Source organism: Streptomyces sp. 1222.5, from assembly GCF_900105245.1.
Taxonomy (GTDB): Bacteria; Actinomycetota; Actinomycetes; order Streptomycetales; family Streptomycetaceae; genus Streptomyces; species Streptomyces albidocamelliae.
Genome location: NZ_FNSZ01000001.1, coordinates 3,464,239 through 3,476,643 on the forward strand (window position 1 = coordinate 3,464,239; position 12,405 = coordinate 3,476,643).

The following is a 12,405-nucleotide window of genomic DNA, read 5'->3' on the forward strand; positions in this document are numbered from 1 at the left end:
AAAATTCCGGGGTCCGCCCTGGAGCCCCTTTCGGGACGTACGTCCCGCTCCTGCCGAGAGGACGATCATGAGCACGGCGAGCACGCGGCTGCCCGAGGGCCGCTACGGCCGCTCCTCGGACGCGCGCGCCGACCGCAGGCTCAAGGTCGCGGGGACGGCGCTCGGCGCGGCCCTGCTCGCCCTGATCGGCTACTTCGCGTACCACTACGTCGCGCAGAGCGACATCAGCGCTCAGGTGATCACCTTCCAGGCCTCGGACGACGCCGTCAAGGTGCATCTGGAGGTGCACAAGGACGCGGGGACCGCGGGCTACTGCACGCTGCGCTCACAGGGCGCGGACGGCGCCGAGGTGGGACGGGCGGACTTCCGGTTCACCGGCTCGGCCACGCGTATCGACAAGGTCGTCACCCTCCGTACGACCGCGAAGGGGATGACGGCCGAGTTGCTCGGCTGTCACGCCGGCTGAGGCCCGGACACTCCCCGCATCACCCGGAATACGTACACGCTGACCTGCGTTGTTGTGATTCTGATGGCTTATGTCCTCCCCCTTCCGGCGTTGAATTGTTAGGCTCGTGGTTTCGCCCATCCAAGAGGGAACATTCTTCTGGGTAGGGCGATGCTTTGTATTCCCAGTACCGACGAGGAGCACCCTGTGACCCAGACCAGCGAGAACGTCACCTGGCTGACCCAGGAGGCGTACAACAAGCTCAAGGACGAGCTTGCGTACCTTACTGGTCCTGCGCGCACGGAGATCGCCGCCAAGATCGCGGCCGCGCGCGAGGAGGGCGACCTGCGCGAGAACGGTGGGTACCACGCGGCCAAGGAGGAGCAGGGCAAGCAGGAGCTGCGCGTGCGCCAGCTCACCCAGCTTCTCGAGAATGCCCAGGTCGGCGAGGCCCCCGCGTCCACGGACGGTGCGGTCGCACCCGGCATGCTCGTCACGATCGCCTTCGACGGCGACGAGGACGACACCACGACGTTCCTGCTCGCCTCCCGCGAGTACGCGAGCGCCGACATCGAGACGTACTCCCCGCAGTCCCCGCTCGGCGCGGGCGTGATCGGCCACAAGGTGGGCGAGGACGCGGAGTACGAGCTGCCGAACGGCAAGAAGGCCTCGGTGCGCATCCTGAAGGCCGAGCCGTACTCCGGCTGACCAGGCCCCCTACCGGCTTCGAGGCCCCCGGCGTCCGGACGACGCCGGGGGTTTCCTCATGCCGTCACGCGGTGGCCGAGCGGTACTTGCGGACCGCCAGGGTGCGGAAGGCCACGATGATCAGTATCGAGTAGAGCAGCGACGCCCAGACCGGGTGCTGCATGGGCCAGGCGCCGGAGGTGGACTGGCCCGGGTTGGCGAAGAGCACACGGCAGGCCTGCACCGTGGCACTGAACGGGTTCCACTCGGCGATGTGGCGCAGCCACGGGGTCATGTTCGAGGTGTCCACGAACGCGTTGGAGATGAAGGTCACCGGGAACAGCCAGATCAGCCCGCCGGAGGTGGCCGCCTCCGGGGTGCGCACGGACAGGCCGATCAGGGCGCCGATCCAGGTGAAGGCGTATCCGAGCAGGAGCAGCAGACCGAAGGCGCCGAGGACCTTGCCCGCGTTGGTCTCGCCGTTGGATCCCACACGCCAGCCGACCAGCAGCGCCACGACCGCGAGGACGAGCAGGGTGAGCGCCGTCTGCACCAGGTCGGCGAGGGTACGGCCGGTCAGCACCGCGCCGCGCGCCATGGGCAGGGAGCGGAAGCGGTCGATGAGGCCCTTGTGCATGTCGTCGGCGATGCCGGCGCCGGAGCTGGCGGTGGCGAACGTGACGGTCTGCGCGAAGATGCCGGCCATCAGGAAGTTGGTGTAGTCGTTCGCGCTGGTGCTGGTGCCGATCTTCATGGACCCGCCGAACACATAGGTGAACAGCACCACGAACATGATCGGCTGGATCAGCCCGAAGATGACCATCTCGGGGATGCGGGACATCCGGATCAGGTTGCGCTTGGCGACGATCAGCGAGTCCCGGACGGACCGGCCGATGGGGTTGCCGGGCGCCGCCGCGGGCACGGCGTCGGTCAGGGCACTCATTTTTTCACGGCCTCCTTGCCGTTGTCCGCGTCCCGCTCGCCGGCCTCGGCGACATGCCCCGTCAGGGACAGGAAGACGTCGTCGAGGGTCGGGCGGCGCAGCCCGATGTCGTCTATCTCGATCCCGCGGGTGTCCAGCTCCCGGATGACCTCGGCGAGCAGCTTGGCGCCGCCGGTGACGGGGACGGTGAGCCTGCGGGTGTGCTCCTCGACGGTGGTGTCGCCCTTGCCGAAGCCGCGCAGCACCTCCTCGGCGGTCGCGATGTGGTCGCGCTCGTGCACGACGACCTCGACGCGCTCGCCGCCGGTGCGCGCCTTGAGCTGGTCGGAGGTGCCGGTGGCGATGACCCGGCCGTGGTCGACCACCGCGATGTCGTGCGCGAGGTGGTCGGCCTCCTCCAGGTACTGGGTGGTCAGCAGCAGGGTCGTGCCACCGGAGACGAGCTGCTTGATGACCTCCCACAGCTGCTGGCGGTTGCGCGGGTCGAGACCGGTGGTCGGCTCGTCCATGAACATCACCGGCGGCGAGACCACCAGGGCCGCGGCGAGGTCGAGGCGGCGGCGCATGCCGCCCGAGTAGGTCTTGGCGGGGCGGTCGGCCGCGTCGGCGAGGTTGAACTGCTCCAGCAGCTCCGCCGCGCGCGCCTTCGCCGCCTTGGCCCTCATCTGGTAGAGCTGCCCGACCATCTGCAGGTTCTCCCGGCCGGTGAGGTACTCGTCGACCGCCGCGAACTGGCCGGACAGGCCGATGGACCGGCGTACGGCGTCGGGATGTCGCAGCACGTCCACACCTGCGACGACGGCCCTGCCGCTGTCGGGGCGCAGCAGGGTCGTGAGGCAGCGGACGGCGGTCGTCTTGCCGGCGCCGTTCGGCCCGAGCAGGCCGAGGACCGTTCCCTCTGGCACATCGAGGTCTACGCCGTCCAGTGCCTTTACGTCGCCGAAGGTCTTCACCAGGCCTTCGGCATAGATGGCGCCTGGCATGTCTGTCTCCACGTCGTCGGGGATCGTTCAGGAAGGCTAGATCTGCGCGCTCGGTACCGCCCGCCTTTTTCCGCTGCGGGCGGTCGGCCGGACGGTCACGCGACACACCGTAACGCGATGTATCGCGTCTCTCAAGAGTGTCCGGTCCCTTTGGACTCGGACGAGTGATGCCCCGCGCGCCGGACCGGCCCGGCCTCAGTCGATGACCGTGTAACCCGCGTCCCGCAGGGCCTGGCCGACCTCGACGCAGTGCGCCGGGCCCTTCGTCTCGAGGTGCAGCTCCACCTCCGCCTCCGTGAGCCCGAGCCGGGGATCGGTCCGTACGTGGCTCACGTCGAGGACATTAGCGTCGACCACTGACAACGCCCCGAGAAGCGTCGCGAGAGCGCCCGGCCTGTCCGTCAGCCGGAGCCGAACGGCCAGGTAGCGGCCCTGCGCGGACATGCCGTGCCGCAGCACGCGCTGCATCAGCAGCGGATCGACGTTGCCGCCGGAGAGCACCGCGACGACCGGGCCCTCGAAGCCGTCCGGCGCCGCCAGCAGCGCCGCGACGGGGGCGGCCCCGGCCGGTTCCACGACCAGCTTGGCCCGCTCCAGGCACAGCAGCAGCGCGGCCGACAGCTGGTCCTCGCTGACCGTGCGCACCTCGTCCACGAGCTCGCCGACGATCCCGAACGGCACCTCGCCGGGGCGGCCCACCTTGATGCCGTCGGCCATCGTCGCCGGGGTGTCGAGCGAGACCGGGCGGCCGGCGGCGAGCGAGGGCGGATAGCAGGCGGCCCCCTCGGCCTGCACGCCGACGATCCGGACGTCGGGCCGCAGGGTCTTCACGGCCACCGCGATGCCGGCCGCGAGCCCGCCGCCGCCGACGCCCACGACGACCGTGCGCACCTCCGGGCACTGCTCCAGGATCTCCAGGCCGACCGTGCCCTGACCGGCGATGATGTCCGGGTGGTCGAAGGGGTGGATGAACACCGCTCCGGTCTCGGCCGCGTACTCCTCGGCGGCCGCCAGGGTCTCGTCGACCACCTGGCCGTGCAGGCGCACCTCGGCGCCGTACTCCCGGGTCGCGCTCACCTTCGGCAGCGGGGCGCCCTGCGGCATGAACACGGTGGCATGCACGCCCAGCAGCGAGGAGGCCAGGGCCACGCCCTGCGCGTGGTTGCCGGCGCTCGCCGCCACCACTCCGGCCGCCCGCTCCTCGGGCAGCAGCCCGGCGATGCGCACGTAGGCGCCGCGCAGCTTGAACGAGCCGGTCCGCTGGAGGTTCTCGCACTTGAGGTGCACCGGCGCCCCGACCAGCTGGGACAGATGCCGGCTGCCCTCCATCGCGGTCGCCCGGGCCACGCCCGAGAGCATCTTCTGGGCTCCCCGCACGTCATCGAGGGTCACGCAGCGCAAGGGTCCGGCCGTGCCGTAGCTCATGACTCCAGCATCGCAGTTCACAGTCGCGCACGACGGGTGTGACCAAGCTCCGAGACCGGTTTGCGCAGCGCCGGTACGGTCCGGCGCCGGGCCGCGTACCCTGTCCCCCATCCCAGCAGCCTTCATGAAGCGAGCCTCCGGCCATGCCCACAACACCTGAAATGTCGATGGACATGACGACCGTCGGTGACACCGGTCTTCTCGACACCCTCCAGCACGAGGTGGCGGTGTTCGCCCGCCGTGCCGAACAGACCCGGCTCGGTGGCGTCGGGCAGGTGCGCAACTCCATGGACCGCGCCGCCTACCTGCTGCTCAACCGCCTCGACAAAGAAGGCCCGATGGGCGTCAAGGCGCTCGCCGCGAGCATGGGCATCGACTCCTCCACGGTCACCCGTCAGGTGGCTCCGCTGGTCGACACCGGACTCGTCAAGCGCACCTCGCACCCGGAGGACGGGCGTGCGGTGGTGCTCCAGCTGTCCCCGCGCGGCGCGACCCGGCTGGAGGAGGTGCGCTCGTCCAGGCGTCAGCTCATGGCCGAGTTGACACACGACTGGGCGCCGGAGGAGCGCGAGCAGTTCTGCACGCTCCTCACCCGCTTCAACACCGCGCTCTCCGCGCGGATGGCGGTGCAGGGAGTCCCCTCGGCGGATCAGCCGCCGGCGTCCTGAGCCCGCGAAGCGCCCCCTCCGGTACCGGTGGGGTCCGGACCCTTGACCTCCGGCCGCCACTGGCCTCATATGAGACCGGGTCCTGCGTCGTACGCGCTTCGCGTGTCCCGTACCGGACAGGGCCCCTGCAGGGGGAGGCACGGTGCGTGATCGGCAGGTGTCCCGCGATGCGCGGCGGGCCCGCGAGTTCGAGGCGTTCGTCGCGGGCGCTGCGGGGCGTCTGCTGCACACCGCCATGCTGCTCACCGCGGAGGCCCCGGACGCCAACCCGCGCGCGCGGCGGCTGCTGACCCTGGCCCTCGCCCACGTCTACGCCCGTTGGGACCGGCTGCGCGGCGAGGATCCGTACGACTGCGCCCGCCAGTACCTGGCCACGCGCTTCGCGCGCGCAACCTGGCACCAGTACGTCGCCCCCGCCCGCTCCCGGCGGTCGGATCCGGGCAACCCGCTCGCCGCCCTCGCACCGCAGGAGCGGCTGGTCCTGGTGCTGCGGCTCTACGAGGGAGTCGCCGAGGAACAGGTGGCGGCCCTGCTCGGACTGCCCATGGAACGGGTGCACACCATCTGCGACCGCGCGACGTCCGCCGTGCTGCATCCGGTCGGACGGTCCGCCGCGCGCGCGGTGGGGCCGAAGGCGGCGGCGTCGTGAGGCGCGGGCGCACCGGCGGGAGAGGCCGGTGAACCGGGCCGAGCGGGAGAGCACCGCGCGTCGGATCATGGAGCGGCTGCCGGCACCGGTGCCGCCGGACGTGCACGCGGACGCGGTGCGCCGCGGCGAGCGCCTGCTGCGGCGCAGACGGCTCGCGCGCCGGGTGCTGTGGCTGCTGGCGTGCGCCGCGGTCGTGGCCTTCACCGTGTGGGCGGTGGACGCGCACCCGTGGGTGGAGCCGCCGTCCGAGACGACTCCACCGATCACCGGCTGGTGATCCGGGTTCTCGCTAGCCGAGGGCCTGCTGGAGGTCCTCCAGCAGGTCGTCGGCGTTCTCGATGCCCACGGACAGGCGCACCAGGTCGCCGGGGACCTCGAGCAGGGAGCCGGCCACGGAGGCGTGCGTCATCCGGCCGGGGTGCTCGATCAGGGACTCGACACCGCCGAGCGACTCGCCGAGGGTGAACACCTTGGCCCGGTTGCACACCTCGACCGCGGCCTCCTCGCCGCCCTCCACGCGGAAGGACACCATGCCGCCGAAGGCCTTCATCTGCTTGGCGGCGACCTCGTGGCCGGGGTGCTCGGGCAGGCCCGGGTAGAGCACGCTGGTCACGCGCGCGTGCCGGGTCAGCATGTCGGCGATCTTCGTGGCGTTCTCGCTGTGCCGGTCCATGCGCACCGCGAGGGTCTTCGTGCCACGCAGCACCAGCCAGGAGTCGAAGGGGCCGGCGACGGCGCCCATCGCGTTCTGGTGGTAGGCCAGTTCGTCGCCGAGCGCCTGGTCGGAGACGATCAGCGCACCGCCGACGACGTCCGAGTGGCCGCCCATGTACTTGGTCAGGGAGTGCACGACGACGTCCGCGCCGAGCGCCAGCGGCTGCTGGAGGTAGGGCGTGGCGAAGGTGTTGTCGACGACGAGCTTCGCGCCGGCGGCGTGCGCGACCTGGGCGACGGCGGCGATGTCGGTGATGCCGAGCAGCGGGTTGGAGGGGGTCTCCACCCAGACGGCCTTGGTCCGCGGGGTGAGCGCGGCCCGGACGGCGGCCGGGTCGCTGGTGTCGGCGACCGACCACTCCACGCCCCAGCGGGTGGCTACCTTGGCGAACAGGCGGAAGGTGCCGCCGTAGGCGTCGTTCGGGATGACCACGTGGTCGCCGGGGGTGAGCAGCGTGCGCAGCAGGGTGTCCTCGGCCGCGAGGCCGGACGCGAAGGCGAGGCCCCGGCGGCCGCCCTCCAGCGCGGCGAGGTTCTCTTCGAGGGCGGTGCGGGTCGGGTTGGCGCTGCGGCTGTACTCGTAACCGCCGCGCAGCCCGCCGACGCCGTCCTGCTTGTAGGTCGAGACCTGGTAGATCGGCGGGACGACCGCGCCGGTGAGGGGATCCGCGGTGTTGCCCGCGTGGATCGCGAGGGTCTCGAAGTGCTGACTGATGTGCCTGTCGCTCATGTGCACCGAGCGTAGTGCGCTTGGCCGGATGCTGACGGACACCGGGCTCCCCCGGGCACGGTCGGAGGGTTTTCCCTGCGTGTACGGCGGTGGCGCGGGGCCGGTGCGGCCGCCACGTCCGCCGCGCCCGGCGTCCTCCGTCCCGGTCGCCCGGCCGTCACCGGCCCCGTCGCCCTTGTCATGGCCAGAGCCGGAGTTTTCCACAGGTCGGGGGTGGGGTTGGCCATTTGCCGACGGCGTCTGGTTCGCTTGGGGCATGGCGATTCTCTGGCTGCTGATGGCGCTGCTCATGCTGGGCTTCGTCCTGCTCCCGGTCATGCGGCGCAGGCGCGGGGCGATCGGCCTGGTCCCCGCGGGGCACCCGGACGCCGCCGACCCGGCGAACTACGGCTTTGCGCGCCAGGAGGAGCTGGACGTGCGCATGCCCGGCCCGGACCAGGACCTGCTGGACGTCCTGGAGCTGGTGCAGCGCACCCGGGACTACCGGGCGGCCGCCCAGCTGCTGGCCGGCACCGAGGCCGCGGGCGAGCGGCGCTGGCAGCGGGTCCAGGCGTTCGCGGGCGCCGCCGCGCTGGAGCTGCAGCAGAGGCCCGGCGGGGTGCACGAGACGCCGGGCGGCCAGTGGCTGCGGGTGTGGCGCACCGAGCAGCCCAAGGACGCGGGCGGCGCGGCCGTCCACGCGGAGTTCCTGGTGCAGCAGGCCTGGCGCACGTCGACACCGGGCACGGACGACTTCCGGATCATCATGGAGGAGGCCCGGGACGCCTGCGCACAGGCGGCCCTGCTGGCCCCGGGCGACCCGGTGCCGTACCTCGTCGAGCTGTCCATCGCGCGTGGACTCGCCTACTCGCAGGCCGAGTTCGAGCAGCTGTGGCTGAAGATCCTGGACCGCGCGCCGCATCACATGGGCGCGCATCTCGCGGCGCTGCACTACTGGTGCGAGAAGTGGCACGGGTCGCGCGAGCAGGCGTACGCCTTCGCGGAGGCCGCGGCGGCCCGCGCCCCGCAGGGCTCGATGCTCGCCGCGCTGCCGCTGTTCGCGGTCTTCGAGCACCTCCCCGAGGTGAACCTGGTCGCGGGCTTCTACCAGAGCGAGGTCGTCACCAGGGCGGTGCACGGCGCGCTGCACGCGGTGCACGCCGCCCGGCCGGACGACCCGACGCTGGCGCACGTCCGGCACCTGCTGATCTTCTTCCTGGTCCGCGGCGAGCGCTGGGCGGAGGCCATGCACCAGCTGATACACGTCGACGGTCACGTCGGCGCGCTGCCCTGGACCCTGTCCGCCGACCCGGCCGCCGAGTTCGCCGTCTACCGTGCGCTGGCCGTCGCCGGTTACGAGGCCAACGGCGGCAGCCCGGCGACCCTGCCGGGCTGACCGACGGCCGCGCGGCCGGTGCTCTCCGTCGCGCGGGGCGTCCCAGGGCGGTCGAAAATCAGTGGCCGCCCGAACCGGCCGGGCTCCACGCTGTACGCCATGGAACACCCCCAGCGCGAGATCCGTGCGGCCTACGCGGACTCCACGATCACCGTCTACCAGGCGTACTCCCCGGCGATCGGTCTGCCCGCCGTCCGCGAGGGCCGCTTTCCGGCCACGTGGAAGCGCGACCGGATGACGTGGATCAAGCCGTCGTTCCTGTGGATGATGTACCGCTGCGGCTGGGGCGCCAAGGAGGGGCAGGAGACCGTACTCGCCGTCGAGATCCGCCGGGACGGCTTCGAGTGGGCACTGCGCCACGCGTGTCTGGCCGGCTACGCCCGCGGTGTGCACCCGGACCGAGCCGCCTGGCAGCGCCAGTTGAAGCGTTCGCCCGCCCGCGTGCAGTGGGACCCCGAGCGGGACCTGCGTCTGCGGCCGCTGCCGTACCGGTCCCTGCAACTCGGCCTCTCCGGTGAGGCCGCACGGCGCTACGCGGACGAGTGGACGGTCGCCATCCGCGACGTGACCCCGCTCGCCCGCGAGATCCACGCCCTCGTCGGCGCGGGCGACCTGGACTCCGCCGCGCGGCTGCTGCCCCTCGAGAGCCGCTACCCCGCCGGGGAGGAGCTCCTCGCCCACCTGCGGGGAGAAGAGGCATGACAGAGCGGTTCGCCCACGGGCCGTGCACGGCCCGGGAGGCCAGGCCTCAGGTCCACCCCCGCGGATGACCGGACGTACGTCGGCGTCCCTCGTGCCCCGCGCCGGCACCCGAGATCGGTGACCGTCGCATCGGTGTGATCAGGACGAGGCCTGGTCCGCTTTCCGGGCGTGCGGGGGCGGCAGGCGGAACAGGCCGTTCAGCCTGCGCAGTGCCTCGCTGCTGCCGGACGCCGACGCGACACCGGTTCCGATCGCCTCGGTCAGGGTGAGGCCCTGGCCGGTCAGGCCGAGGAAGGTGTCCGCGCTGGTCGTGATGGTCACGTCCGGATGCTGGGCCGGTCCGTGCAGCGCTTCGATCGTCCCGTCGTCGATCCGGGCGTGGAAGATCTCGTCGTCGACGCGGAACTCGTACACCGCGCGCAGTCCTGTGGCGGCCACGCTGTCGAAGCAGGCCCGCAGCCCGAGCACGGCCCAGCCCGGGTGGAACGTCTCGGCCGGGCGGGGCGTGCCCATCGCCCACTTCAGTCCCCACCGGGCCAACTCCATGACGACCTGCCCGAGTTCCTCGCCGGCCTGGGTGAGGGCGTAGGCGGGGGTCCGGGCCGGCGGAGGAAGCGTGATCTTGTGCGCCAGTCCCTCGCGTTCCAAGTGTTTCAGGCGGGCGGCCAGCAGTCCGGTGCCGAGACCGCGCAGGCTGGACTGGAGGTCGCCGAACCGCTTGGGTCCGGTCAGCAGTTCGCGGATCAGCAGCAGCGTCCACCGCTCGCCGACGAGGTCGAGGGTGCGCGCGGTCGCGCAGTACTGGTTGTACGTTCGCTGTTCCACTTCACCACTCTAGACTCGGCGCTTCCCGTTCTTGAATGAGGAAGCCTCCACGAGCACCCGGGCGAGCGGCTCGGGCCGGGTGAGCATCACGTCGTGCGGGCCGTCCATCGCGTACGTCCGATACCCGACGGCCGCGCCCATCCGGTCGAACGGATAGGTCTGAGGCCTGCAGTGAACGGCCGTTCCGGGAATCCGGTCGACCGCCCCGGCCAGGCGAGTGGGTTCGGTGAAGGTGCGCAGCAGCTGGGGGAGCAGGCGCGCGGCGAGCCAGGCCGCGCTGTCGGTGTCGACGATGCCGAAGGCCGCCGGGGGCGGGGCCGGGACGCACCGTCCGTCAGCGGATCTCTCCGCCGCCGCACGGACCGCGTCGGCGAACGCGTCGGGCGCCAGGCTGAACATGCTGGCGCCGTCGGGTCCGGCCCATCCGTCCAGGAGGACGATGTGGCCGACGGCATCGGGTCGCAGGTCGGCCGCCTCTCGTACGACCAGGCCCGCGTAGCTGTGCCCCACCAGTACGAGCTCCTCATCGTCCGGAACGGTGTCGAGGGCGGCGACAACCCTCTGGGCGTGCGCGTGGAGCCCGTGGTCGCCGACGGCGCTGAGGTCCGGTGTGAGCGTGCGCGCCCCGGCCGCGTGCAGCAGCGGGACGATTCGGTCCCAGGCCCACGGTCCGTGCCAGGCGCCGTGGACGAGAACGAACGTGGTCATCGGTGATCCTCCTCGCGCAGCAGGGGCAGCACCCGGTCGGCGAACTCCTCCAGGGCCGCCTCGTGGTCATCGGCCGCCAGGCGGATCACGAGGTGGCGGGCGCCGGCCGCGACGTAACCGGTCAGCCAGTCGGCGGCTTGGCGGGCGGTGCCGGCGAACAGGGCCTGGATCCGTGCGATGACGTCCAGGGGTACGCCGTAGTAGCGCTCGACGCTTGTCCGCAGGCGCCTTCGCGCCTTCTCCGGGTCCTGGGTCAAGCAGAGCGTCACGTACAGCGCCGGGGTGACCGACCGGGGCGCGGCCGCCCGCTCGATGACCTGGTGCCCCTCCGCGTACATTGCCGCCGTGGCCGGATAGGGGAGCCAGCCGTCGGCGAGGCGGGCCACGCGCCGCAGCGCCGGTACGCCGTTCCCGGGCAGCCAGACAGGTGGCCCTCCCGGGCGGGACGGCGGGGGTGCGATCCGCACGTCCTCAAAGGCGAAGTGCTCGCCCTGGAAGGACACCGTCTCCCCCGACCAGAGCTGCCGCATGACAGTGATCGATTCCTCCGTGCGGCTGGTGCGGCGCTCGAATCCGATGCCGATCGACGCGAACTGGGCCCGGGTGGCCGGGTTCGGGAATCCGCTCCCCATGCCGGCGATCAGGCGTCCGTCCGACAACCGGTCGAGGGTGGCGAGTTGGTGCGCCAGCAGGATCGGATGGCGCAGCGCCGGCAGCAGCACCGCCGTGCCGAGCGCGACCCGTTCGGTCGCCTGGGACACGGCGGCCAACAGCAGCAGCGGATCCGCCCGCGGCCTGGTCAGGGGACTGTCGCCCGCCCAGACCGAGTCCAGCCCCAGCTCCTCGGCCCGCCGCGCCCGGACGGCGAGCCGCGCCAGGTCGTGGTCACCCAGAACGGACTGGTCGCGTGTCGGCAGCAGGTAGCCGACCTCCGGCTTCGTCATCTTCCCTCCCAGCTCGTCACGGGGCTCACGAACCTAACCGTTGACTTCTCATTTTTTAAGTGGAAGGTTCAGATTACGGTAATTACCAAAGGAGTTCAGGATGTCCAAGGCGCTCTACACGGCGCAGGCGCACGTCGCCGGAGGCAGGAACGGCCGCGGCCGCACGACCGACGGACGGCTGGATCTGGACCTGCGGCAGCCGAAGGAGCTGGGCGGGGACGGTGAGGGCGCGAACCCCGAGCAGCTCTTCGCGATCGGGTACGCCGCCTGTTTCGGTGCGACGCTCGCCCTGATCGGGCAGCGTGCCGAGCTCAAGGCTCACGACGCGGAGATCGACTCGTCGGTCTCGCTGATCCCGATCGACGGCGGCCGCTTCAAGCTCCGCGTCGAGCTGCGGATCTCGCTCCCCTCGGTCACCGGCGAGCAGGCGTTCGACCTGGCCAGGACGGCTGACCAGGTCTGCCCGTACTCCGATGCCACGCGCGGCAACATCGACGTGGCCATGGTGGTCAACGGCACGCGGCTGTGACGCGGCCCCGCTCCCCGGCAGAGGGGAGCGGGGGCTCCCGCGCCCTCGTCGGCGCGGGAGCCCGGGACTCCGCCGCGC

The 12,405-nt window shown here is 71.8% G+C and carries 15 protein-coding genes; 8 read left to right on the forward strand and 7 right to left on the reverse strand.

The features are described 5' to 3' along the window. Nucleotides 1–67: 67 nt before the first annotated feature. Together BLW57_RS15445 and greA are read left to right on the forward strand one after the other, a co-directional pair. Nucleotides 68–466 carry a DUF4307 domain-containing protein gene (locus BLW57_RS15445; RefSeq protein ID WP_093475147.1) on the forward strand — a complete coding sequence of 133 codons (399 nt, stop codon included), beginning with the start codon at nt 68–70 and terminating at the stop codon, nt 464–466. Between the two features lie 186 nt (nt 467–652). Beyond that, nucleotides 653–1,153: a transcription elongation factor GreA gene (gene greA / locus BLW57_RS15450; RefSeq protein WP_093475149.1), complete on the forward strand. Its 501-nt coding sequence runs from the start codon at nt 653–655 to the stop codon at nt 1,151–1,153. 64 nt (nt 1,154–1,217) lie between these two features. Here the strand turns inward: greA and BLW57_RS15455 are convergent, their stop codons facing one another. From BLW57_RS15455 to ilvA, 3 genes are all read right to left on the reverse strand, one after another. After that, complete coding sequence (locus BLW57_RS15455) at nt 1,218–2,075, reverse strand: ABC transporter permease (protein WP_093475150.1); 858 nt, start codon at nt 2,073–2,075, stop codon at nt 1,218–1,220. Then, on the reverse strand, nt 2,072–3,058 hold the full coding sequence (locus tag BLW57_RS15460) for an ATP-binding cassette domain-containing protein (RefSeq protein WP_093475152.1): 987 nt from the start codon (nt 3,056–3,058) through the stop codon (nt 2,072–2,074). The genes BLW57_RS15455 and BLW57_RS15460 overlap by 4 nt, the downstream gene beginning before the upstream one ends. Before the next feature lie 195 nt (nt 3,059–3,253). Further along, nucleotides 3,254–4,483 carry a threonine ammonia-lyase gene (gene ilvA / locus BLW57_RS15465; RefSeq protein ID WP_093475153.1) on the reverse strand — a complete coding sequence of 410 codons (1,230 nt, stop codon included), beginning with the start codon at nt 4,481–4,483 and terminating at the stop codon, nt 3,254–3,256. Between the two features lie 161 nt (nt 4,484–4,644). On the opposite strand from ilvA, the gene BLW57_RS15470 reads away from it, so the two are divergent. The 3 genes from BLW57_RS15470 to BLW57_RS15480 all read left to right on the forward strand — a co-directional run bounded on the left by BLW57_RS15470 (nt 4,645) and on the right by BLW57_RS15480 (nt 6,077). Then, nucleotides 4,645–5,151, forward strand: a complete 507-nt coding sequence (locus BLW57_RS15470) for a MarR family winged helix-turn-helix transcriptional regulator (protein ID WP_176985933.1) — start codon at nt 4,645–4,647, stop codon at nt 5,149–5,151. A gap of 142 nt (nt 5,152–5,293) precedes the next feature. Beyond that, nucleotides 5,294–5,800 (forward strand): sigma factor-like helix-turn-helix DNA-binding protein, encoded by a 507-nt coding sequence (locus BLW57_RS15475; RefSeq protein ID WP_093475155.1) that lies wholly within the window; start codon nt 5,294–5,296, stop codon nt 5,798–5,800. A gap of 28 nt (nt 5,801–5,828) precedes the next feature. Continuing rightward, nucleotides 5,829–6,077, forward strand: coding sequence for a hypothetical protein (locus BLW57_RS15480; RefSeq protein ID WP_093475156.1), 249 nt, complete (start codon nt 5,829–5,831; stop codon nt 6,075–6,077). A 12-nt stretch (nt 6,078–6,089) separates the two neighbouring features. Here the strand turns inward: BLW57_RS15480 and BLW57_RS15485 are convergent, their stop codons facing one another. Further along, on the reverse strand, nt 6,090–7,244 hold the full coding sequence (locus BLW57_RS15485; RefSeq protein ID WP_093475158.1) for a cystathionine gamma-synthase: 1,155 nt from the start codon (nt 7,242–7,244) through the stop codon (nt 6,090–6,092). Between the two features lie 256 nt (nt 7,245–7,500). Here BLW57_RS15485 and BLW57_RS15490 point away from each other — a divergent pair, with 256 nt between their 5' ends. Both BLW57_RS15490 and BLW57_RS15495 read left to right on the forward strand, forming a co-directional pair. Beyond that, nucleotides 7,501–8,619 carry a hypothetical protein gene (locus BLW57_RS15490; protein WP_093475159.1) on the forward strand — a complete coding sequence of 373 codons (1,119 nt, stop codon included), beginning with the start codon at nt 7,501–7,503 and terminating at the stop codon, nt 8,617–8,619. A 99-nt stretch (nt 8,620–8,718) separates the two neighbouring features. Further along, a complete protein-coding gene (locus BLW57_RS15495) occupies nt 8,719–9,321 on the forward strand; it encodes a DUF4291 domain-containing protein (protein WP_093475161.1) in 603 nt (200 codons plus the stop codon). 138 nt (nt 9,322–9,459) lie between these two features. Here the strand turns inward: BLW57_RS15495 and BLW57_RS15500 are convergent, their stop codons facing one another. Genes BLW57_RS15500 through BLW57_RS15510 form a run of 3 tightly spaced genes read right to left on the reverse strand, consistent with a single transcriptional unit; the run spans nt 9,460 to nt 11,798 of the window. Beyond that, the gene (locus BLW57_RS15500; protein WP_093475162.1) at nt 9,460–10,146 is read right to left on the reverse strand and encodes a winged helix-turn-helix transcriptional regulator; all 687 of its coding nucleotides are present in this window, start codon (nt 10,144–10,146) and stop codon (nt 9,460–9,462) included. A 9-nt stretch (nt 10,147–10,155) separates the two neighbouring features. Continuing rightward, nucleotides 10,156–10,854, reverse strand: coding sequence for an alpha/beta fold hydrolase (locus BLW57_RS15505; RefSeq protein WP_093475164.1), 699 nt, complete (start codon nt 10,852–10,854; stop codon nt 10,156–10,158). Further along, a complete protein-coding gene (locus BLW57_RS15510; RefSeq protein WP_093475166.1) occupies nt 10,851–11,798 on the reverse strand; it encodes an LLM class flavin-dependent oxidoreductase in 948 nt (315 codons plus the stop codon). Before BLW57_RS15510 ends, BLW57_RS15505 begins: the two co-directional genes overlap by 4 nt. A 100-nt stretch (nt 11,799–11,898) precedes the next feature. On the opposite strand from BLW57_RS15510, the gene BLW57_RS15515 reads away from it, so the two are divergent. Further along, nucleotides 11,899–12,327 carry an organic hydroperoxide resistance protein gene (locus tag BLW57_RS15515; RefSeq protein WP_093475168.1) on the forward strand — a complete coding sequence of 143 codons (429 nt, stop codon included), beginning with the start codon at nt 11,899–11,901 and terminating at the stop codon, nt 12,325–12,327. The last annotated feature ends 78 nt before the right edge of the window (nt 12,328–12,405 follow it).

Bases quoted from the DNA above. Each gene is read 5' to 3' on its own strand.
- BLW57_RS15445 (WP_093475147.1), top strand. From the start codon at position 68: ATGAGCACGGCGAGCACGCGGCTGCCCGAGGGCCGCTACGGCCGCTCC.
- BLW57_RS15455 (WP_093475150.1), bottom strand. From the start codon at position 2,075: ATGAGTGCCCTGACCGACGCCGTGCCCGCGGCGGCGCCCGGCAACCCC.
- BLW57_RS15460 (WP_093475152.1), bottom strand. From the start codon at position 3,058: ATGCCAGGCGCCATCTATGCCGAAGGCCTGGTGAAGACCTTCGGCGAC.
- ilvA (WP_093475153.1), bottom strand. From the start codon at position 4,483: ATGAGCTACGGCACGGCCGGACCCTTGCGCTGCGTGACCCTCGATGAC.
- BLW57_RS15470 (WP_176985933.1), top strand. From the start codon at position 4,645: ATGTCGATGGACATGACGACCGTCGGTGACACCGGTCTTCTCGACACC.
- BLW57_RS15485 (WP_093475158.1), bottom strand. From the start codon at position 7,244: ATGAGCGACAGGCACATCAGTCAGCACTTCGAGACCCTCGCGATCCAC.
- BLW57_RS15490 (WP_093475159.1), top strand. From the start codon at position 7,501: ATGGCGATTCTCTGGCTGCTGATGGCGCTGCTCATGCTGGGCTTCGTC.
- BLW57_RS15495 (WP_093475161.1), top strand. From the start codon at position 8,719: ATGGAACACCCCCAGCGCGAGATCCGTGCGGCCTACGCGGACTCCACG.
- BLW57_RS15505 (WP_093475164.1), bottom strand. From the start codon at position 10,854: ATGACCACGTTCGTTCTCGTCCACGGCGCCTGGCACGGACCGTGGGCC.
- BLW57_RS15510 (WP_093475166.1), bottom strand. From the start codon at position 11,798: ATGACGAAGCCGGAGGTCGGCTACCTGCTGCCGACACGCGACCAGTCC.
- BLW57_RS15515 (WP_093475168.1), top strand. From the start codon at position 11,899: ATGTCCAAGGCGCTCTACACGGCGCAGGCGCACGTCGCCGGAGGCAGG.